Genomic DNA, 21,457 nt, shown 5'->3' with positions numbered 1-21,457 from the left:
TAAATATTTCAAGTAAATATCAATCGAATAACTAATTTTGTAATCCTATACCATTTAATATATAATTCATTAAATTTTCAATGGTATTATTAATATTATCATTTTCTGCATTTATTACTTCATAAAGTGATACTGAACATAATGTTCCTAAAAATGCATAGGCCACAAATAAAGAATTTCCCTTTTTAATAGAACCTGCTTCCATAGCATCCTTTACAAACTCTTCAATATGAACAACATAATTTCTCATTATATCTCTGAGTTCTAACTGTCTAAGCTCTTTACCCCAAAGCTGACTGGCAATAACTTTAAAAAAATCTCTATTTTTATATATTAAATTTAATTGAACTCTGCATACTGCTTTTAATTTTTCAAGTGCGGTTTTTTCTTTATCAGTTGCTTCATCAATCTCATTTTTCATGAGATTAACCCCTTCCTCAATTATATATTTAAATATCTCTTCTTTACTTTTAAAATGATAATATAAAGTTCCCTTGGCAACACCTGCATTACTAGCTATTTCATCCATAGTAGCTCCATTATATCCATTATTGGAAAAAACTTTAATTGCAGAGTAAAAAATATTATCTTTGGTTTTATTCATAAAATCACTCCAAATCAACTGAAACATATTACTTATTATTAATTTGTTAAATCAAATTTCTTATAAATTAGTTGACTATAACTATAATCTCATTTTATATTTAAATTATACTATTAAAAAAATATATAACAACATATTTTTATAATTTTTCCATATTGACATTAAATACCATTTTTTAAATTTTTATATTCATAAAATTAAGCATATCTGCAAAATAATAAAATAAAATTAATGAGGACTTATAAAAATGATTAAATATTATAATAGAAAAACTAAAAATTATGAAATAGAAAAAATAGCTGGAGAAAAGTATTTAAATTGGACTTATAATTCCCCCGTTGGAATGACAATTTTAGAAAAATTTATTAAGAAAAAACTTTTTTCTAAAATTTATGGTCTTTATTGTAATTCAAAAATAAGCAGTTATAAGATAAAAAAATTTGCAACTGATTTCAATATTAATATGTCTCATAGTGAAAAATCCTTTAATGATTTTAAATCTTTTAATGATTTTTTTTCAAGAAAGCTAATAAAATCTTCTAGGCCTATTGCTGATAATAAGAATTTCCTTATCTCTCCTTGTGATGGTAAAATAATAGTTTATAATAATATAAATATGAATAATATAATACAAGTAAAAGGAATAACTTATAAACTTAATGATCTTATACAAAATGATTCTATTTCTAAAACCTATGAAAAAGGCACTTGTATTATTGCAAGGCTATGCCCTACAGACTATCATAGATTTCATTTTTTAGACAACGGTATCTGTGAATCTACTATTAAAATTAAAGGAAACTATTATTCTGTTAATCCTATAGCCTTAAATAAAATAAACAACTTATTTTGTCAAAATAAAAGAGAATGGAGCATATTTAATTCTGATAATTTTGGAAAAATACTTTACGTAGAAATAGGTGCTACTTGCGTTGGTTCGATAATTCAGACTTATATGCCAAATAAAAAGGTTTTAAAAGGTATGGAAAAAGGTTATTTTAAATTTGGTGGTTCAACTATAGTACTTTTTTTGGAACACAACAAAGTAATCATAGATGAAGATATACTTACTGAATCAAAACTTGGTATTGAAACAAAGGTGTTAATGGGAGAACGAATAGGAACAAAACTTAATTAATATATTATACATATCTTATAATATTTAGTGATTAATTATAGATATAATATTATATCTATAATTTTTTGTTATGCATTGAGTAAATTTTATTTTCAATTTCTATATATGATTATTAAATCCTCACAATTAATGCAATTTTTTTACATTATAATATTGTATATTTAATCTATTATATATTTTTTATAATATTATAGATTTAGTAGTTGCAAAAAACCATTAAGTTTTGTAAAATTTATAATTGAAAGGATCATTATTTTTCATGGCAGTATTTTTTTAAAATAATTGTGAATATTTTCACATTGTTTTTTAAATATAAATTTTCATTCATATTTAAAAGCTATTTTAAAATTTTACTAAATAATAAAAAGTGAATCATAAACCATTATTTATAAATAGTTAACTGTAAAATTTTTCTGAAAACGTTGCTGTTAAATTAAATAAAGATCTTAAAATTAAATCTAGGAGGCTAGATATGAAAACAATAATTATAAATGGTGTACAGTTTAATACTGATGAAGACACTACTATATTAAAATTTGCACGAGACAACAATATTGATATATCTGCACTGTGTTTTTTAAATAATTGTAATAATGACATAAATAAGTGTGAAATATGTACTGTAGAGGTAGAGGGTACTGGATTAGTAACAGCCTGTGATACATTAATTGAGGATGGTATGATTATAAACACAAATTCCGATGCTGTCAACGAAAAAATTAAATCTAGAATATCTCAATTATTAGACATACATGAATTCAAATGTGGTCCTTGCAATAGAAGAGAAAACTGTGAATTCTTAAAACTTGTTATAAAATATAAAGCAAGAGCTTCTAAACCATTTTTACCTAAAGATAAGACTGAATATGTAGATGAAAGAAGTAAATCATTAACTGTAGATAGGACAAAATGCTTATTATGTGGAAGATGTGTTAATGCCTGTGGAAAAAATACTGAAACCTATGCAATGAAATTTTTAAACAAAAATGGTAAAACTATAATTGGAGCAGAGGATGAAAAATGCTTTGATGATACTAATTGTCTATTATGTGGTCAATGTATAATCGCCTGTCCAGTAGCAGCATTATCGGAAAAATCACACATGGATAGAGTAAAAAATGCCTTAAATGCCCCTGAAAAACATGTAATAGTAGCTATGGCTCCATCTGTCAGAGCTTCTATAGGTGAACTTTTTAATATGGGATTTGGCGTTGACGTAACAGGAAAAATTTATACTGCTTTAAGACAGCTTGGATTTGATAAAATATTCGATATAAACTTCGGAGCAGATATGACAATTATGGAAGAGGCTACAGAATTAGTTCAAAGAATAGAGAATAATGGACCTTTCCCAATGTTTACATCTTGCTGCCCAGGTTGGGTAAGACAAGCTGAAAATTATTATCCTGAATTACTAAATAATCTTTCATCAGCTAAATCACCTCAACAAATTTTTGGTACTGCTAGTAAAACTTATTATCCTTCTATATCTGGTCTTGACCCAAAGAATGTATTTACTGTAACAGTTATGCCCTGTACTTCAAAAAAATTTGAAGCAGATAGACCACAAATGGAAAAAGACGGCCTAAGAGATATAGATGCTGTTATAACTACTCGAGAATTAGCAAAAATGATTAAAGATGCTAAAATACCATTTGCTAAACTTGAAGATAGCGAAGCAGACCCTGCTATGGGAGAATACAGCGGTGCTGGTGCCATATTTGGTGCAACTGGCGGAGTTATGGAAGCAGCTTTAAGAAGTGCAAAAGACTTTGCTGAAAACGCTGAACTTGAAGATATAGAATATAAGCAAGTTAGAGGATTAAATGGTATAAAAGAAGCTGAAGTAGAAATAAATAACAACAAATATAATGTAGCTGTTATAAATGGTGCTTCAAATTTATTTAAGTTTATGAAATCTGGTATGATTAACGAAAAACAATATCATTTCATAGAAGTAATGGCTTGTCATGGAGGATGTGTAAATGGTGGTGGACAGCCTCATGTAAACCCAAAAGATTTAGAAAAAGTAGACATAAAAAAAGTAAGAGCTTCTGTATTGTATAATCAGGATGAACATCTTTCCAAGAGAAAATCTCATGAAAATACTGCATTAGTTAAAATGTATCAAAATTATTTTGGCAAACCAGGTGAAGGTCGTGCCCATGAAATATTACACTTTAAATATAAAAAATAAATTTATTATTTGAAAATAAAAATAAAAACAGCATTATGAAAATATTGTTTTTTCATAATGCTGTTTTTATTATAAATGCAACAAAAACTGTACTATATCTGTTAAATTTTTATCAAGCTGTATTATAATACATTTTTGAAATACATCAATATTTTACACAATCTAACAAAAATATAATCCTTTAATTTTTTATAATAACTTTTTTTAAATAATACTAAATTTATTATTTAATATACTATTTTCTTACTAATCTTTACAAATTATTACTTCAATAATAAAAAAGAAAATGTGCCTAAAGAAACAGGGACTCCTTAGGGTACATTTTCTTTTTTTACAACAAAATATCATAACATAAATTTTATAGATTATTTTGAATCCTCAATTTTTTTAATTAAATTAAAATTATATTTTTCTATATTATCTTTAAGTTCTCCATTAAAAGACGAATTTGGATGATACCATGTTTTTGATTCAAAATATTCCTTAAATTCGGGCGTATTAAATATATATCCATGTCTTGCAAAAAGTTCATTTCTTGCTAATATAAGTTGATCCTTCGTTAGATTTTTTAAATCTTCCTCTTTTAATTTTGTTGTATTGCTATTAGGTAAAATAAAGTCTCCATTCTTTTCTTTAATATCAATTTTATTTTGAGGATCATCAACTTTTGAGATGTTAGAAATATCTATACTTTTTATAGAATAATTGTCTGAAGTATTGTCCATATAAAACAACAAATTTTTTGATGTATTTAAATTTATAAAATCATTAGCTTCAGATAATTTAATTTTATTTTTACCATTTAGATCTATACTATATAAAATTTTATTTATATGTTGATCAACCGTGTAATATATATTATCTTTACTCATATTAATTGAATCTATAACATCATCTGATAATTTAACTTTATTACTACCATCTAAATTTATTTTAAATAATCCACTATTATTTATGGAAGTATAATAGTATATATTTTTTTCATTGATATTAAATTGATCCACATTATCACATAACTTATGTTGTTGTGAACCATCTAGCTTAGAACTATATAGAGATTCCCCTCCATCTTGAGAATTAATTTTATAATACATAAGATTATTTACTATAGTAAAATTTCCATCTATAATACTATCATCAATTAGCTTAACATTATTAGTACCATCTTTTTTTATCTTATATAATCTAAAATTCAATCCATTTTCAGTACTTTTGCAATAGTAGATCCAATCCCCTAAAATATTAATGCTCTTTGCATAGGTTGAAAGTATCCTTTCTCTTGAAGTACCATCGTTTTTTATTTTATATATTGAGTTTCCATCAGATACATTTACATAATAAATATAATCGCGTACTACATTTATATAATTAGCATTGTCGTTGCATATATTTATAACTGATGAGCCATCACTTCTCATCTTATACAATCCATCTGAATCATTATAATAAATCCAATTATTGCTTTCTGATATGATTCCCCCATTTATAATATTACTAGGTAAATTACCAGCTTTATCAATTAAATTTTCACTTTTTATACTAACCTTTTCAGTATTATTTGACTTATTATTTACTAATAATTTATAACTTACTGTATAGGTTAGAAATAAAATTATAGCTAAAATAATTATTATACCTATGATACTAGGTTTATACATTATATTTACAGGCAATATTTTAATTTTATACAATTTATGTATAAGGCTACTTTTTTCTGGTCTCTTCGTTTTATTATTAATTTCATTTATTTTTGAAATAGCACCTATATTCTTACTTTCTCTATTATTCTCATTACTTTTATATATCTTTATTATTTTATTATTAATTACTTCATAATTATCCTTTACTATATTATTATTTTTTAATTTAACACCACATTCATAACAATATTTTGCATCTTCTGGATTTTTAGTACCACATTTTGTACAGTACATTATTATCTCCTTTCAAAAATTATATTTACAAATTATATGCTTAGCTTTTATAATAACATATTAAATTCAATTAAAAATAAAGTAAAAATAAATGTTTCAAAAAATTAAAAAATATATAAATGTATAAAAAATTAAGCACAGTACGCATAAAATCTATATTGAGTATTTTAAAAAAGAATTATTAAATTTAAATAATCTTATAAGAGGATACTATAAAAAGAATTGAAAATAATAATAAAATAAAAAAACCGTTAAAACTTAGTAGTTTCAACGGTTCACTGGTGCGTCAGGAGGGATTCGAACCCCCGACCAACTGGTTCGTAGCCAGCTACTCTATCCAACTGAGCTACTAACGCACATTTAACATTAATATTCTATCATATCATAAAAAAAAATGCAAATTTACTTAATACCTAAAATTAATTATTGTTTTAAAAACATAAAACACCTAACCTCTGTTAGATGTTTTACTGGCGGAGAAAGAGGGATTTGAACCCTCGCGACGGTTACCCGCCCTACGCCCTTAGCAGGGGCGCCTCTTCAGCCACTTGAGTATTTCTCCATGCCCTCAAAATTTTTTTAAATCAAAATGGCGGAAAGATAGGGATTCGAACCCTAGGTACGATCACTCGCACGCCGGTTTTCAAGACCGGTGCCTTAAACCAACTCGACCATCTTTCCACGTCTCACAACATGTATTATTATATCAGTGAGTACATACCATGTCAATACTTTTTTTAAATTATTTTATTTATCTTAAAAACAAAAATGATTATTTACTTTGCATATATAGCTTTATCCATATATCTATTAGTTGAAAGTCTAAATTTTTTAATAGCTAATATAACGATAGAACATTACCACTTAATTGATTTGAATTCATTTGAATTAAAATTACTATAAATTATAAAAGTTCATGGGATATCTTATTTAATTATCGTCTATATGGTTAAGAAACAGAAATATTATGATAATAATTTTATAGTATAAGAACTATTGACATAATGATTTTTGTAGTGTACTATTTAAATATAACACTATATGTATTATAAAACTTTTATTTATATATAAACTAAAAACATATAAAATAATAAATTAATTATGGAGGTATAAATTATGATAGAAGTTAAAAATGTTTCAAAAAAATATAAAATGGGAAAGGAAATAGTTACTGCATTAAATGATGTGAATATAACCATAAATGATGGTGAATTTGTATCTATAGTAGGTCCTTCTGGTTCTGGTAAATCTACTCTTATGCATCTTGTAGGGGGCCTCGATACACCTACCTCTGGAAATGTTTATGTTGATGGTAAAGACATAAGTAAATTAAAAGATAAATATATGTCTAAATATAGAAATGAAACCATAGGCTTTGTATTTCAAGCCTTTAATCTTGAAAATACTCAAACAGCCCTAGAAAATGTTATGATGCCTCTTATCTTTGCAGGTGTAGGTGGAAGAGAAAGAAAAGAAAAGGCAAAAAAAGCTCTGGAAATGGTTGGATTAGGTGATAAGATTAAACATAAACCTAATGAAATGTCTGGTGGGCAGAGGCAAAGAGTAAGTATTGCAAGAGCCTTAGTAAATGAACCAAAAATAATTTTTGCTGATGAACCTACCGGAAATCTTGATTCTAAAAATGGCGAATTAATAATGAACTTGCTAAAGGATCTAAATAAAAAAGGTTATACTATAATTATGGTTACACATAACATGGATGAAGCTAGAAATTCCAAAAGAGTAATAAAAATAAAAGACGGACAAGTTCAGGAGGTATCAAAAGATGAAATTTAACGATGGATTAAAATTAGCATCAAGGGATCTTAGTAGAAGAAAGCTGAGAACATTTCTTACTTCCCTTGCAATTGCAGTTGGTATTATGCTTATAGTTACTCTTGTTAGTCTTGGAACTTCTGGAGAAAATCTTATTTTAAGTAAATTTCAAAATAACGCTTCTCTAAAAAAAGTAACTGTTATAAATATGAAATATTTCGATATGGAAAACACTGATTTCTCAGAATTAGATATGGATTCAATGTATAAAAAAATTGATGCTACAGCAATACAAAAATTTTCTAATATATCTGGAGTAACTGAAATAAAAGCTACTATAACTAATCCTATTAAAAGTATTAAAATAGATAATACTGAAAGCAAAAATGATACCAAAATAGTAGGTTTATATAATAATAATAGTATTTTTAGTAATGATTCAATTCAATCTGTAAGAAAAGATAATAATAACAATAATTTAAATCCTATAGTAGCAGGAAGAAATTTAAATAACTCCGATAAAAATTCAATACTTATAGGTAAAAATTATCTTAATAGTATGGGTATAAAAGATTATAAAAGCATTATTGGAAAAGATATAACCATAATTGAAAATAAAACAGAAAACCCCAATATAACTATTTCCCCACTTGAAGTTAAAGTAAAAGTAATTGGAATTATAAATGATAAATTTGAGACTAAAGATACCTTAGTTACATCAATTGATGTAGCCAATAAGATAAAAAGCTACTATTCTCTTCAAGAGAACTATATTGATAATATTGGATATGAAGCTGTAGATTTACATTCCAAAGATATGAATGATATATCACATATATCAAACTCAATAAAAAGTCTAGGGTACTATTCTTCAAGCTATCAAGAAATGGTAGATCAAATTAAAAATTCCTTTAAAATAATAAAAGTAATTCTAGCAGTTTTAGGCCTTATAGTATTATTTGTTGCATCAGTAGGTACTATAAATACTATGATAATGGTTATTTATGAAAGAACTAAATCTATAGGAATTATGAAATCTATAGGTGCAAATCGAAATAATATACACAGCATATTCTTAATGCAGTCAGGAATAATAGGATTTATAGGTGGTATATTTGGATTGATTTTTAGTGTTATAAACATAAATATTATTCAATTGGCATTAAAATTATTTCTCCAAAGTAAAGATATAAAAGAAACAATTAATTTTGCTATTCCTTCTTGGCTTTTACTAGGCGCCTTGGCATTTTCAATCTTGATATCTATAATAGCAGGTATTTATCCATCCATAAAGGCATCAAAAATGGATCCTGTAAAAGCATTAAACTCATAAGATAGGAAGGTGATTTGTAATGAAATTAGTTGATTGTATAAAAATGGCTTTTAGTGACCTTAATAAAAGAAAATTGCGTACTACTCTTACCTGCTTTGGTATAGGAGTTGGTGCTCTTCTTGTAATTGTAATGGCAGGACTTGGTCAAGGCATTCAGACCATAAGCAATGATCAAATAAAACAAGTAGATTCTTTTAGAACCATATCCTTAAATAATTCTGGAAATGATTCTAAGATTAAAAAGATAGATATTGACAATCTCAATAAATTTAAAAATATAAATGGAGTTTCAGAAATAACAGCATCTATAGATACTAGAGCTACAGAAATTAATCTAGAAAATAAGACAGCTAAAAATGTTGACATAGTAGGTAATAATTTAGATTTTTCTATATTTACCACAGGAGAAAAAAATGAGATTAAAGCTGATAAGAAAAAAGTTAAAAAATATGGTTCTAATCCTATTATTGCAGGAAGGATTATAGAAAAAAATGATAGTAATTCTATACTCATAGGTCAAGGCTTATTAAATAAACTTGGAATAAAAGATTATAAAAGTATCATTGGAAATACTATGGAAATAAAAGTTAGTTTTCCCAAAATAGAAGGCTTACCCCAAAAAGATCCTCTTGTTTTAAAAGTAGAAATATCCGGCGTTGTTAATAAGGCTTTTAAAAATGGTGGAAATATAATTACTGCATCAGATGAATTGGCTTCAAAAGTTCAAGATTACTATATGAATTCAACAGATTATTTGAATAAAAAAGGTTATACCAATGCACAAATTGAAGCTAATTCTATGGACAATGTTTCTAAAGTAGATGATTCTATCAAAAAATCAGGTTATACAACCCAATCTCAAATCAGCTATGTAAACCAAATGAATAATATGATGACTATAGTTAAAGTTCTTTTAACAGCTGCGGGAGTAATAGTTCTTTTAGTTGCATCTATAGGTGTTATCAATACAATGTCTATGGCTGTATATGAAAAGACTAAATCCATAGGAATTATGAAAGCACAGGGAGCCTCAAGAAAAAATATAAGGAGAATGTTTGTAGTACAATCTGGAAGTCTCGGTTTTATAGGTGCAGCTTTTGGCAGCATAATAGCCTTAATAATAGGAACTATTGTTGATAAGGTACTTGTTATGAAACAAATAGCTGGATTTGAAGAAGGTATGAAAATCATAGATATAAGATTATCTACTATAGTATTTACAATATTATTTACAATTGTAGTTGCCATGATTGCAGGCATTATTCCTGCTAGAAAAGCAGCAAAATTAAACCCCGTAGACTCTTTAAGATTTGAATAAATGTAACATTATAGATATTCAAATAATATATTCCACAAAAATAAATGAGTAAAGATACAAAACTATCTTTACTCATTTATTTTATTAAACTTAAAATATAGGTTTAATAGAATGTAACTATTACATTCATGTATTTCCCATTATAACTTCATTAACAATTTGAATAATTGTCATTAAATTATATATTAATTAAAATAAAAAACTATATCTCATGATAACAATTCTATTTTATTAAATCCCTACCACCCATATAAGTTCTTAATATTTCAGGTATAGTTACAGTGCCATCCTCATTTTGATAATTTTCAAGGACTGCCGCTACAGTTCTACCAACTGCAACTCCAGAACCATTAAGTGTATGAACAAATTGAGGTTTATCTTTAGGACTTTCTTTATATCTTATATTAGCACGTCTTGATTGAAAATCTTCAAAATTACTACAGCTTGATATTTCTACATATCTGTTGTAGCTTGGCATCCAAACTTCAATATCATACTTTAATGCAGCAGTAAATCCTAAATCACCTTTACATATTCTAATCACCCTATAAGGAAGGCCTAAAATTTGTAAAACCTCTTCTGCATCTGCTGTAAGTTTTTCAAGTTCTTCATAAGATTGTTCTGGTTTTGCAAACTTAACTAATTCAACCTTATTAAACTGATGTTGACGAACAAGCCCTCTAGTATCTCTTCCCGCAGAACCTGCTTCTGATCTAAAACAAGCACTATAGGCAGCAAATTTTATAGGAAGCTCTTCCCCTTTTAATGTTTCATCTCTAAATAAATTAGTAACTGGCACTTCTGCTGTAGGAATTAAGAAAAATCCATTATTTTCAACCTTAAATGCATCTTCTTCAAATTTAGGTAACTGACCAGTTCCAGTCATACTATTTCTATTTACCATATATGGTGGTAATATTTCAGTATACCCATGCTTTTCAACGTGTGTATCTAAAAAGTAACTTATAATAGATCTTTCAAGTCTTGCACCAAGACCTTTATAAAATGTAAATCTTGAACCAGCTACTTTTCCAGCTCTTTCAAAATCTAATATATCAAGGTCTTTACCGATATCCCAATGAGCTTTTAATTCAAAATCAAACTTTCTTGGCTCTCCCCATTTTCTTATTTCAACATTATCCTCATCAGACTTGCCTTCTGGTACACTCTCATGAGGTATGTTAGGAATTCTCATCATTATATATTCTAATTCTTCATCAACTTTAACTACTTCTGCATCTAAAGTTTTTATTTCTTCAGAAAGCTTTTTCATATCAGCCACAAGATTATCAGCATTCTCACCAGCTCTTTTTAACTTTGCTATTTCTGCTGACTCTTTATTTCTCTTACCCTTAAAATTTTCAACCTCTACAAGAATTTTTCTTCTTTTTTCATCTAATTCAACTACTTTATCAATATCAGCTAAATCAAAATCTTCACCTCTATTGGTAAGTAATTTTTTTATTTCTTCTGGATTTGTTCTTATTCTTTTTAAATCTAACATAATGCTACTATAAAACTCAAATTTAAGCTTTATAGATTCCTCCTTCCGCTTAAGGCTATTTAAATATTATATAGAAATTTATTATTTTAAATTTAAAATTTACATATATACACTAAATATAGTTAGGTTATATAAATTGTAAATTATATAATCAATACAATTTTTATTATTCTTATAAAAGTAAAATATTTAATACAACTACTTTTTCATTATCACCTAGAATTATTAATATTTACAATTTTTAATTCACCATGTTAGTTTACCATTTATATATGAAAAATTCAATTCTCTTGCCTATTTAAACGTATAAAGTACATTATTTTTAGAATTTGTATATATAAACTAATCCAGAGTGTGTATAAATATTCCACTTCGTATTTTAGGTTCAAACCATGTAGATTTTGGAGGCATAACCTTTCCTTCATCTGCAATTTTCATAAGTTCTTCTATAGTTGTAGGATACATGGAAAAAGCAATTTTCATATCTTCATTTACTCTCTTTATCAAAGCACTTAATCCTCTTATACCACCAACAAAATCAATTCTTGAATCTTTTCTTGGATCACTTATACCTAATATAGGTGATAATAAATTATTTTGAAGAATAGATACATCTAAAGATTCTACAACATCCTTATTATTGAAAGTTCCTTTTTTCGCTTTTAACTTATACCATGAATTTTCTAGATACATCCCAAAAGTATGCCTTTCATTAGGTTTAAAAGACTCATTATCTACTAACTTTTCTATTTCAAAATCTTTAGATACTAAATTTAAAAATTGATCTAAATTTAATCCATTTAAATCTTTAACTACTCTATTATAATCAAAAATTTTCAATTCCTCGTCAGGATATAAAACTGAAAGAAAATAATTAAATTCTTCATCTTTATAATTTTTGTTTTCTTTTCTTCTATTTATACCCACTTTTACAGCAGCTTCAGCTCTATGATGACCGTCTGCAATATATAATGAATCTACATCTTCAAACAGATTAATTAATTTTTCTATCACCTTTTCATCTTCTATAATCCATATAATATGAGTAATTTTATCTTCTGTATTAAAATTATATATTGGAGATTTCTTCGTTTCCAATTCAACTATATTACTTATTCCTATATTCTTTTTATAAGTTAAAAATATAGGTCCTGTATTAGCATTACAAGTATCAACATGATTTATTCTATCCTTTTCTTTATCTTCTCTAGTAAACTCATGTTTTTTTATAATACCATTTATATAATCATCTATAGCCGTACAACATACAATTCCAGTTTGTATTTTTCCATTCATAATTTGCCTATAAATATATATGCTTGATTTATCTTCTCTTATAAAGATCTTTTTATCTATAAAATTATTTAAATTATTTTTTGCTTGCTCATATACCTTTGGATCATAAGGATTAATATTCTCTTCAAGATCTATTTCCGCCCTATCTATATGAAGAAAGGAATAGGGGTTACCTTTCACCATTTCCTTGGCTTCTTCATAATTCATAACATCGTAAGGAAGAGCTGCTACCTTTTCTACCAAGGTATTTTTAGGTCTTAATGCCTTAAATGCCTTAATTTTAGCCACATTAATTCCTCCTATATCAGTTTTTATTGTTAAAAAATTTATCAATAATGTTTACTATTTCGTCCCCAATTCTCTCTTGGGCTTCTACTGTAGCAGCCCCTATATGAGGAGTTAAAGAAATCTTTGGATTTTTTATTATAAGTTCATTAGCAGGAGGTTCTTTTTCAAAAACATCTAAAGCAGCTCCAGCTATTTTACCCTCATCTAGAGCTTTAACTAATGCATTTTCATCAATAACTCCGCCTCTAGCACAATTTATTATATAGGCACCTTTTTTAATTATTTGAAATTCCTTTTCTCCAATAACATAAGGTTCCCCTTTTTTATAGGGAATGTGCAGTGATATAAAATCTGATTCTCTTAGAATTCCATCTTTAGTAGCACAAATACATTCTCCTGTATTTTCTGCAGTACATATATCATAATACATAACTTTCATACCAAAGGCTACAGCTCTTTTTGCAACTTCCCTTGCAATTCTTCCGAATCCTATAAGCCCTAAAGTTCTTCCGTACAATTCAGTTCCTTGATACTTTTTCTTTTCCCATTTTCCCTCTCTCATAGTAACATTAGATAAATAAATTTTTCTTGAAACTGAAAGCATATGACCAAAAGTCATTTCTGCAACAGATATACTGCTGGCATTTGGAGTATTATTAACCTGTATCCCCTTCTCTATAGCATAAGCTGCATCTATATTATCAATTCCAACTCCACCTCTTATTATAAGTTTAAGTCTACCAGTACTTGCAGCTATGTCTATAAGATCTTTTCTAACCTTTGTAGCAGATCTTACTATTAAGCAATCTATATTCTTTACTTCTTTTAAAAGATCATCACCGTCTAAATGACCAGATAAAACTTCAAATCCTTTTTTCTCTAAAATTTCTATTGTCTTTTTTTCCATTCCGTCATTTGCCAATATCCTTAACATCTATTTTTCCCCCCAATTAAATTATTTATTTTAAATCTAATATATCATTTATATTTGCTATAATCTCTTTTATATCATCTAATGAACAATCGCCCATATGAGCAATTCTAAAAGTTTTATCTTTTATTTTTCCGTATCCATTTGCTAAAGTAAAACCTCTCTCTCCCAAAGCTTTATTCAAATCAGCTATACTAATTTCCCTTGTATTTTTTACTACAGTTACAGTATTTGAAAGATGCTTTTTATCACCGAATATATCAAAATATTTTTCAGCCCAATTTCTAACATACTTAGCCATTTCTATATGCCTTTTAAATCTATTCTCCATTCCCTCTTCTAACATCTTATCAAGTGCATAGTCTAATGCATACATATGAGAAATGGATGGTGTTGATGGATACTGATAATTTCTTTTTATTATAGCTTCGTGTAATTTTAAAAGATCAAAATAAAATCCCCTATTTTCAACAGTTTTTGCTCTTTCTATGGCCTTAGTTGAAAATGAACATACAGCTATTCCTGGAGGTAATCCCAATGCTTTTTGAGAAGATGTTACACAAATATCCACTCCTAATTTATCTACGTCAATTCTTGTACCAGCCATAGAGCTTACTGTATCTAAACACCAAACTATATCTGGATACTTTTTAACCACTTTAGAAATTTCTTCAACTGGATTCATTATACCGGTAGAAGTTTCGTTATGAGTTATAGTAATTAAATCATATTTACCTGTTTTAAGAATTTCGTCTACAAACTCAGGTTTTAATATTTCTCCCCATTGAAATTCATATAGATCAGCTGCTACACCATTACACTTAGCAATCTCATACCACTTTTTACCGAATGCACCTATTGAAAATATTGCTGCTCTTTTTTTAGTACAAGATCTAACTGCCCCCTCCATTAACCCACTTCCAGATGATGTAGAAAGTAATATTTCTTCTTTTGTGTTAAATACTATTTTTAACTTATCGCTTATATTTTTCTGTAAAATTGATGCATCTTTACTTCTATGTCCAATCATAGGTGTAGCCATTTTTAAAAGCACATCTTCACTGACTTCTACAGGTCCTGGAATAAATAATTTTTTATGCATATTATTGCCCCCTTAATAAAACTAAATAATAATTTTTAATTTCAATGATACAATTCAGAATATTGCAAATTTTGTATTTATTATTAAAGTAGACTTTTTATTTTCCGGAAAATAAAAAGAGCCTTTCGTCCATATAAAGGGACGAAAGGCTCCGCGTTGCCACCCTAATTGATCAAAAAAGATCCTCTTAATTAAAATAACGGTTATTATACCGTATTGCTCATCGCAATCCCTCTGAGGTGGATTCACAAAATGATAATTATCGATTTACACCAACCATCGACTCTCTAAAAATTCCATTAAGCTACTATTCTCTTCATAGGTTTTATAAATTTATTATCATAATTATATTCTCATAAAAATACTCTGTCAATAAACAATTTTATTTTTATGCAACTATATTTAATAAAAATTATTAATTCAAATAGAATTTTATATAATTATAATAATATTGTAATTATATAAATATTAATTTTTAAATTTTTATATATGAAATATTATAAATTAAGCAATACCACTATCTTAATGAATTACTTTTCAAATTAAAATTAAAATAAATATAAAATTAATTAAGTGTTTTATTATAATACAAATTTATATATTTTAAATTTAATAGTGTATATAAACTTGAGAATTCTGTGTTATATTATTGTATATCCACTTTGAATCTTCTATAGACAATCTAATACATCCATGAGATACCGGTTTTCCTAATTTTAATTTTTCGTTTCCATTTTCTTTTTGTTCTACTTTATTATTATGCTGAATTTCTATAATTGGAACAGAATGTATTAAATAATTAGAAAAAAATTGTATTGGATACTTAACTATTTCTTTTGTTCCATCTTTGTTATCAATATTAAGCCCATTAGGATAAAACAACTTTTTCTTTATTTTAAAAATACCCAAAGGAGTTTCTGTGTCTGGATTTCCTAATTTACCGGTAGAACAAATAATATTTTTTCTTATAGGATTTCCATTATTATATATATTAACTATTTGTTTTGTTAAATTTACGTCTATTATATAATTACTATTATTAAACGGAATAGCTCTAAGGTCATCACTACTTTTCTTTATCCATCCTCTATTAGAAAAATTGTCTTCACAATAAATATATCCATCTTTTTCTTCATAGGCTATAATTTCATCATCATTATCCAAGCATCTTATTAGACTATTTTCATCTCCAATTCTCTTATACATTTTCACTCCATTATGACTTATATAATATGTTTTCTTAAAACAATCTTTTATTGAAAAAATTGATATACTATCTTTTAATTGATTGTTTAATTCATCTCTAATGGATTTTTCATCTACAACCTTTGCAGAAGTTTCTATGGCTTTATCATTATTAGAAGATGATGAAAATATAAATGATGGTATCATAATAAAAATACAAGTCATTACAGTTGATATAAGGCACGATAATATAAACTTTCCCAATTCTTTTAATCTCATATTATCTTTTAATATCATATTATTTTCTCCTGTAATATAAAACATGTTAAACATACTAATACATTTAAAATTATTGACTATAAAGTAATTTTTTAAACATATTAAAATAAATAAAAGTACTGCCTAAAAGCAAATATTATATTTACTCTTAGGCAGCATTATACTTAAAATCATAAAATTTATATTTAATAAGAAATATCTTTTAATTTATCACCTAACTCTTTAATATACTCACCATATTTTGACCAATCACCATTCTTTTGTGCTTCCATTGCTTTATCATAAATCTCTTTAACTTGCCTTAACTTATTATCATCATCAAAAGATTCATTACTTTTTATATTATTATCCTTACTATTATTGAATAATTGTTTAAGTGCAGTATCTATATTAGGAGCCATAACAAAATTATCACCAGAAGCTAAAATAACTCTTTTTACTTCTGGAATACTATTCTTACCTTGAGCCCTTAAATATAGTGGTTCTACATACAAAAGTGAATTATTTATAGGAATTATTGAAGTATCTCCAAATTGAACTTCTGATCCTTGAGTATTCCAAAGAGCTATCTCTTTAGATATATCTGGATTTTGATTTATTCTCTGTTTAAATAAATACGGACTATAAATAGTTTCTTGAGTTGGAAGAGTATACATAACTAAATGACCATAATTTTCATTATCCATTCTTGCTGCAAGTATTCCCACTAAATTTTCTTTACTTTTCATATTAAAATATTCTAGTAAAACAGCCTCTTCTTTATTCCCATCAGGAAGCTTCATAATAACATAAGAAGATTCATTCATTCCCTTATCTCCATTTACACTTTTCTGATTTTCAGAAACAGACCATAAATCCTCACCATTGTAAAAAACATCCGAATCCATTACATGGTACTTACCAAGTATGTCACACTGAATATTAAATAAATCCTCAGGATATCTAAAATGTTCTCTTATTTCTTTAGGAATAGTATTTACATCCTTAAACAATCCTTTAAAAATTTTATTGTAACTGTTTGCCACAGGATCATTTTTATCTACTTGATAAAAATTAACATCGCCATTAAAAGCATCAATTACAACTTTCACAGAATTTCTTATATAATTAATATTATTTACAGGCTGAGAAAATGGATATCTATTTGATGTTGTATATGCATCAATTATCCAATATATCCTGCCATTATATATAACTGCATAAGGATCTTTATCATAAGTTAAAAAAGGTGCTATTTTTTTTACTCTATCTAGAATATTTCTATTAATTAAAATTTTACTATTAGAATTTATAGAATTTGATACTAGAAAATTAATATTTCTTTTATTAATTGCAAACAAAATTCTATTGATGATATTTGCACTTAAACCAGCCTTTCCATTATAATTATAGGATGTATCTTCACCACCATCAGGATAATCAAATTCACTTAATTTAGTATTTACTATTACATATTCATCTGTCTTTTCTCCAAAGTAAATTCTAGGATTATCTAAATTAATACCTGAAACATTATTCATAGGTATATCCCTAATTAAAAATTGCGGTTGTCCTTCACTGGTAATAGAATTAACTTTACTCATAACAGCCCCATACCCGTGGGTATAAGTAAGATGTTTGTTTTGCCACGTACCAGCATTACCTGTAAGTAATTTTTGTTCTATTTCTCTTGGAGCTATAAATACCTCTGTTGGTTTTCCATTAATGTTATATCTATCTACATCTATATCATTAAAAGTATAATAATACCTATATACTTGAACTTGATTATAAAACTCTAATGATTGTCTAAATGAATTTAACTTTATATTATTTATAGTATCCATATTTTCATCTATATCGTTTTGTGACAATGTATTTTTAACATTGTAGGGCTTAAATTGTATTTTATCTAAATTAAAAGCCTTTTTAGTAAAATTCATATTGTATTTTATATATTCATTTTCTAAAACTCTCTCATTAGACTTTACAATTAAGTTTTGTACTGTAAATGAAGTGATATTTTCCAAAATAATCAATATTACTATTGAAAAAATAGATATAATTATAGGTTTTACTCTATTTTTTAGTATACTAACAAATATAATAATACATGAAATTAAAGAAATTATAATAATTAACTTAAAAAATAATAGTGATATATTTGAATCAGTATAACCAGCTCCGAATGAAACTCCTTTAGAACTATATACTAAATTCAATGATTTTATGATATATCCAAAAGCTATTATTAAAATAATAATAGCAGAAATTATTGCAAGCTGTCTTCCTGCAAATTTAGTTATACTACTTTTTATATGGATAAAATTAAAACTATTATTAATCTTATTTTTTCCATTTACATATCTATCCCTAGTAACTAATATAAAATATAGTATAATAGTTATAGGAACTAATACTACAATTAAAGGCATAAAAGTTTTATATAATGACTCTATTAATGGTAACTTAAAAACATAGAAAGATATATCAATATTAAAAATTGGATCTTTTATATTGAATTTTGAAGAGCTTTGAAATTGTAATATTTGGTACCAATATTTAAAAGAAATATAAAATGAAATCATAAATGACATTATAAAATTAATTATAATAAATATAATCTTCTCTACTTTATTAATACCAGTCTTAATATTTTTTTTATTAACAATAAAATTTTTTCTGATACTTCTATAATACAAATATATTATTAAATAAGATATAGTAAAGATAGGAATCATTAACTTTAATATAGCTGTTAATCTTGTGAAATATATAGATAGATAACCCACTTCCATATACCATTGTATATTAATTACAAAATTTATTATTTTATCAGAAAATATTAAAGTGCATATTATAATGAAAACAGTTATTATCAAGACAATTTTTTTCTTCAAATCATTATTCCTCACTTATATCTTAATTATCATATTAATCTGATATCAAATAATTTTTATTTTTTAATTCTCTCAATATATTTTCTATAGATTTTTCATCTTTGGCAGTAATTGTATGAAGATGAATACCACCAGTCAAAATACATAAGGGCTCATTTTTATAATCATCTAATTTCAATATAAAATTTTTAACATCTAATATATTTTTAATCATAAGTATGCCTTTTATTTCTCCATAAAGCTTATGTTCTATAATCACATCTTCTATTATTCCACCCCATTTTACTATAGTTAAAAGTTCATCTTCTATGTCTTCTACACTATGACATAAAGCTATAATTTTTTTTATTCTACCATCTTTATTTTTAGGTATTATATATCCTTTTGGAGTAGATATAATTTTAACTCCAGATGCTCTAAGAATAGCTATATCTTTAACTATTATTTGTCTGGTAACCCCAAACTTTTCTGATAATATATTACCCTTTAATGGTTCTTCTTCTTTTTTCAAAATATCTTTTATAAAATTTCTTCTTTCCTCAGAGTTCATAATACACCACCAAAATATTTTATTATTAATTTTTATTATCACAAAATCTAATTATATTCAATTCATAATCATCCTCTTTAATGTTATGATGATTTTCAATTAAATATAAAAATCTCTTGTTATATCCATACTTTTTTAATATATCAGCACCTATTTTACCATGATTATAATATAAATTAATTTTTCTTATAAATTTAAACTTTTTTATTCTACCATTAGATAGACAATTAAATATTACTAATATAGACTTATCTACAATATTTAAATTACCATTTATTTTTCCTATATCATGTAATAATGCTATCTTTATCAAATCATTAGAGCAAATTTTTTTATATAAACAAATTTTTTCTACATCTTTTGCTACATTTATAGAATGCTTCTGTTCATGCAAAGAAAGTTTATTAAATAACCCTATTTCATTATTATTTAACTTGGAGTATATATATTCCAAATCATCATTAGTAATCTTTGCATTTAGATATGAAAAAAATTGCTTTACTCTATAAGAAAACATTAAAAATTACCTCACCTAATAAAAATAACATATACAATACTCTTTTAAATATTATATATGTTATTGATAACAAAAACCAGTATCATAAGTAATAAAAAGATTGCTATTAATTATTACTTTTTTATTTATATTTAAAAAATAAAAAAACAGTCAATTAAGACTGTTTTGGTGGAGATAAAGAGATTCGAACTCTTGACCCTCTGCGTGCAAGGCAGATGCTCTCCCAGCTGAGCTATACCCCCATATGGTGGACCTTCAGGGACTCGAACCCCGGACCAACCGGTTATGAGCCGGTTGCTCTAACCAACTGAGCTAAAGATCCATAACCCAGCGTCGACCTACTCTTCCACAGGGCTTCCCCTGCAGTACCATCAGCACATTAGAGCTTAACCTGCCTGTTCGGAATGGGAAGGAGTGTTACCTCTAAGTCATAGACACTGGATATATTAAGTTAAGAGTGAATAGTTAAAAGTTGAGAGTTATTGATGAAATTCCTATGGAATTCCTTTAATTTAATCTTTTAAAACTCCTTAGGAGTTTTTTCCTAAATTCTTAACTCTTAATTCTTAATTTTTAACTAAAAAATTATACTCTCAAAATTGCATAGTAACTGGTAAAGTAATTTT

The 21,457-nt window shown here is 26.2% G+C and carries 15 protein-coding genes, 5 tRNA genes, 1 rRNA gene and 1 other annotated feature; of the genes, 5 read left to right on the top strand and 16 right to left on the bottom strand.

Features of this window, described 5'->3' with window-relative positions; genetic code table 11:
* Window positions 1–31: 31 nt before the first annotated feature.
* Window positions 32–604, bottom strand: a complete 573-nt coding sequence (locus CLPA_RS00150) for a TetR/AcrR family transcriptional regulator (RefSeq protein WP_004455621.1) — start codon at window positions 602–604, stop codon at window positions 32–34.
* A 247-nt stretch (window positions 605–851) separates the two neighbouring features.
* On the opposite strand from CLPA_RS00150, the gene CLPA_RS00145 reads away from it, so the two are divergent.
* Window positions 852–1,742, top strand: a complete 891-nt coding sequence (locus CLPA_RS00145; protein WP_004455620.1) for a phosphatidylserine decarboxylase — start codon at window positions 852–854, stop codon at window positions 1,740–1,742.
* A gap of 472 nt (window positions 1,743–2,214) precedes the next feature.
* Entirely contained in the window at window positions 2,215–3,939 is a 1,725-nt protein-coding gene (locus CLPA_RS00140) for a ferredoxin hydrogenase (protein WP_004455619.1), read from the top strand.
* Window positions 3,940–4,304: 365 nt separating this feature from the next.
* Here CLPA_RS00140 and CLPA_RS00135 read toward each other — a convergent pair whose 3' ends face one another.
* The 4 genes from CLPA_RS00135 to CLPA_RS00120 form a co-directional block, all read right to left on the bottom strand.
* Window positions 4,305–5,873: a DUF5050 domain-containing protein gene (locus CLPA_RS00135; protein WP_004455615.1), complete on the bottom strand. Its 1,569-nt coding sequence runs from the start codon at window positions 5,871–5,873 to the stop codon at window positions 4,305–4,307.
* A 279-nt stretch (window positions 5,874–6,152) separates the two neighbouring features.
* Window positions 6,153–6,229 (bottom strand) — tRNA-Arg (locus CLPA_RS00130).
* A gap of 115 nt (window positions 6,230–6,344) precedes the next feature.
* Window positions 6,345–6,435: transfer RNA gene (locus CLPA_RS00125), tRNA-Ser, on the bottom strand.
* 28 nt (window positions 6,436–6,463) lie between these two features.
* A tRNA-Ser gene (locus CLPA_RS00120) sits at window positions 6,464–6,554 on the bottom strand.
* A gap of 435 nt (window positions 6,555–6,989) precedes the next feature.
* On the opposite strand from CLPA_RS00120, the gene CLPA_RS00115 reads away from it, so the two are divergent.
* The 3 genes from CLPA_RS00115 to CLPA_RS00105 are packed head-to-tail and all read left to right on the top strand — an operon-like array spanning window position 6,990 to window position 10,300.
* A complete protein-coding gene (locus CLPA_RS00115) occupies window positions 6,990–7,670 on the top strand; it encodes an ABC transporter ATP-binding protein (protein WP_004455614.1) in 681 nt (226 codons plus the stop codon).
* A complete protein-coding gene (locus tag CLPA_RS00110; protein WP_004455613.1) occupies window positions 7,660–8,982 on the top strand; it encodes an ABC transporter permease in 1,323 nt (440 codons plus the stop codon). Before CLPA_RS00115 ends, CLPA_RS00110 begins: the two co-directional genes overlap by 11 nt.
* Before the next feature lie 19 nt (window positions 8,983–9,001).
* Window positions 9,002–10,300, top strand: a complete 1,299-nt coding sequence (locus CLPA_RS00105; protein WP_004455611.1) for an ABC transporter permease — start codon at window positions 9,002–9,004, stop codon at window positions 10,298–10,300.
* Between the two features lie 223 nt (window positions 10,301–10,523).
* On the opposite strand, the gene serS is transcribed toward CLPA_RS00105, so the two are convergent.
* From serS to rrf, 11 genes are all read right to left on the bottom strand, one after another.
* Window positions 10,524–11,804, bottom strand: a complete 1,281-nt coding sequence (gene serS, locus CLPA_RS00100) for a serine--tRNA ligase (RefSeq protein ID WP_004455610.1) — start codon at window positions 11,802–11,804, stop codon at window positions 10,524–10,526.
* A gap of 342 nt (window positions 11,805–12,146) precedes the next feature.
* Window positions 12,147–13,388: a DUF1015 domain-containing protein gene (locus CLPA_RS00095; RefSeq protein ID WP_004455609.1), complete on the bottom strand. Its 1,242-nt coding sequence runs from the start codon at window positions 13,386–13,388 to the stop codon at window positions 12,147–12,149.
* Window positions 13,389–13,404: 16 nt separating this feature from the next.
* Entirely contained in the window at window positions 13,405–14,322 is a 918-nt protein-coding gene (locus CLPA_RS00090; protein WP_004455608.1) for a D-2-hydroxyacid dehydrogenase, read from the bottom strand.
* Between the two features lie 25 nt (window positions 14,323–14,347).
* A complete protein-coding gene (locus CLPA_RS00085; RefSeq protein WP_004455607.1) occupies window positions 14,348–15,421 on the bottom strand; it encodes a pyridoxal-phosphate-dependent aminotransferase family protein in 1,074 nt (357 codons plus the stop codon).
* 134 nt (window positions 15,422–15,555) lie between these two features.
* Window positions 15,556–15,750, bottom strand: a binding site (T-box leader).
* 280 nt (window positions 15,751–16,030) lie between these two features.
* On the bottom strand, window positions 16,031–16,903 hold the full coding sequence (locus CLPA_RS20200; protein ID WP_004455606.1) for a L,D-transpeptidase: 873 nt from the start codon (window positions 16,901–16,903) through the stop codon (window positions 16,031–16,033).
* A gap of 167 nt (window positions 16,904–17,070) precedes the next feature.
* Window positions 17,071–19,764 carry a UPF0182 family protein gene (locus CLPA_RS00075; RefSeq protein WP_004455605.1) on the bottom strand — a complete coding sequence of 898 codons (2,694 nt, stop codon included), beginning with the start codon at window positions 19,762–19,764 and terminating at the stop codon, window positions 17,071–17,073.
* A 34-nt stretch (window positions 19,765–19,798) separates the two neighbouring features.
* Window positions 19,799–20,314 (bottom strand): transcription repressor NadR, encoded by a 516-nt coding sequence (locus CLPA_RS00070; protein WP_004455603.1) that lies wholly within the window; start codon window positions 20,312–20,314, stop codon window positions 19,799–19,801.
* A gap of 25 nt (window positions 20,315–20,339) precedes the next feature.
* A complete protein-coding gene (locus CLPA_RS00065; protein ID WP_004455601.1) occupies window positions 20,340–20,831 on the bottom strand; it encodes an HDIG domain-containing metalloprotein in 492 nt (163 codons plus the stop codon).
* Between the two features lie 166 nt (window positions 20,832–20,997).
* A tRNA-Ala gene (locus CLPA_RS00060) sits at window positions 20,998–21,073 on the bottom strand.
* 3 nt (window positions 21,074–21,076) lie between these two features.
* Window positions 21,077–21,153 (bottom strand) — tRNA-Ile (locus CLPA_RS00055).
* A gap of 3 nt (window positions 21,154–21,156) precedes the next feature.
* Window positions 21,157–21,273: ribosomal RNA gene (gene rrf / locus CLPA_RS00050) — 5S ribosomal RNA — on the bottom strand.
* Window positions 21,274–21,457: the final 184 nt, after the last annotated feature.

Source organism: Clostridium pasteurianum DSM 525 = ATCC 6013, from assembly GCF_000807255.1.
Lineage (GTDB): Bacteria > Bacillota > Clostridia > Clostridiales > Clostridiaceae > Clostridium_I > Clostridium_I pasteurianum.
Note: the sequence above shows the minus strand (reverse complement) of the source record. Positions and strands in the feature narration are given on the sequence as shown.

Coding starts and splice junctions, on each gene's coding strand:
- CLPA_RS00110 (WP_004455613.1), top strand. CDS start 7,660: ATGAAATTTAACGATGGATTAAAATTAGCATCAAGGGATCTTAGTAGA.
- CLPA_RS20200 (WP_004455606.1), bottom strand. CDS start 16,903: ATGATATTAAAAGATAATATGAGATTAAAAGAATTGGGAAAGTTTATA.
- CLPA_RS00140 (WP_004455619.1), top strand. CDS start 2,215: ATGAAAACAATAATTATAAATGGTGTACAGTTTAATACTGATGAAGAC.
- CLPA_RS00150 (WP_004455621.1), bottom strand. CDS start 604: ATGAATAAAACCAAAGATAATATTTTTTACTCTGCAATTAAAGTTTTT.
- CLPA_RS00065 (WP_004455601.1), bottom strand. CDS start 20,831: ATGTTTTCTTATAGAGTAAAGCAATTTTTTTCATATCTAAATGCAAAG.
- CLPA_RS00090 (WP_004455608.1), bottom strand. CDS start 14,322: ATGTTAAGGATATTGGCAAATGACGGAATGGAAAAAAAGACAATAGAA.
- CLPA_RS00085 (WP_004455607.1), bottom strand. CDS start 15,421: ATGCATAAAAAATTATTTATTCCAGGACCTGTAGAAGTCAGTGAAGAT.
- CLPA_RS00145 (WP_004455620.1), top strand. CDS start 852: ATGATTAAATATTATAATAGAAAAACTAAAAATTATGAAATAGAAAAA.
- CLPA_RS00135 (WP_004455615.1), bottom strand. CDS start 5,873: ATGTACTGTACAAAATGTGGTACTAAAAATCCAGAAGATGCAAAATAT.
- CLPA_RS00070 (WP_004455603.1), bottom strand. CDS start 20,314: ATGAACTCTGAGGAAAGAAGAAATTTTATAAAAGATATTTTGAAAAAA.
- CLPA_RS00115 (WP_004455614.1), top strand. CDS start 6,990: ATGATAGAAGTTAAAAATGTTTCAAAAAAATATAAAATGGGAAAGGAA.
- CLPA_RS00105 (WP_004455611.1), top strand. CDS start 9,002: ATGAAATTAGTTGATTGTATAAAAATGGCTTTTAGTGACCTTAATAAA.
- serS (WP_004455610.1), bottom strand. CDS start 11,804: ATGTTAGATTTAAAAAGAATAAGAACAAATCCAGAAGAAATAAAAAAA.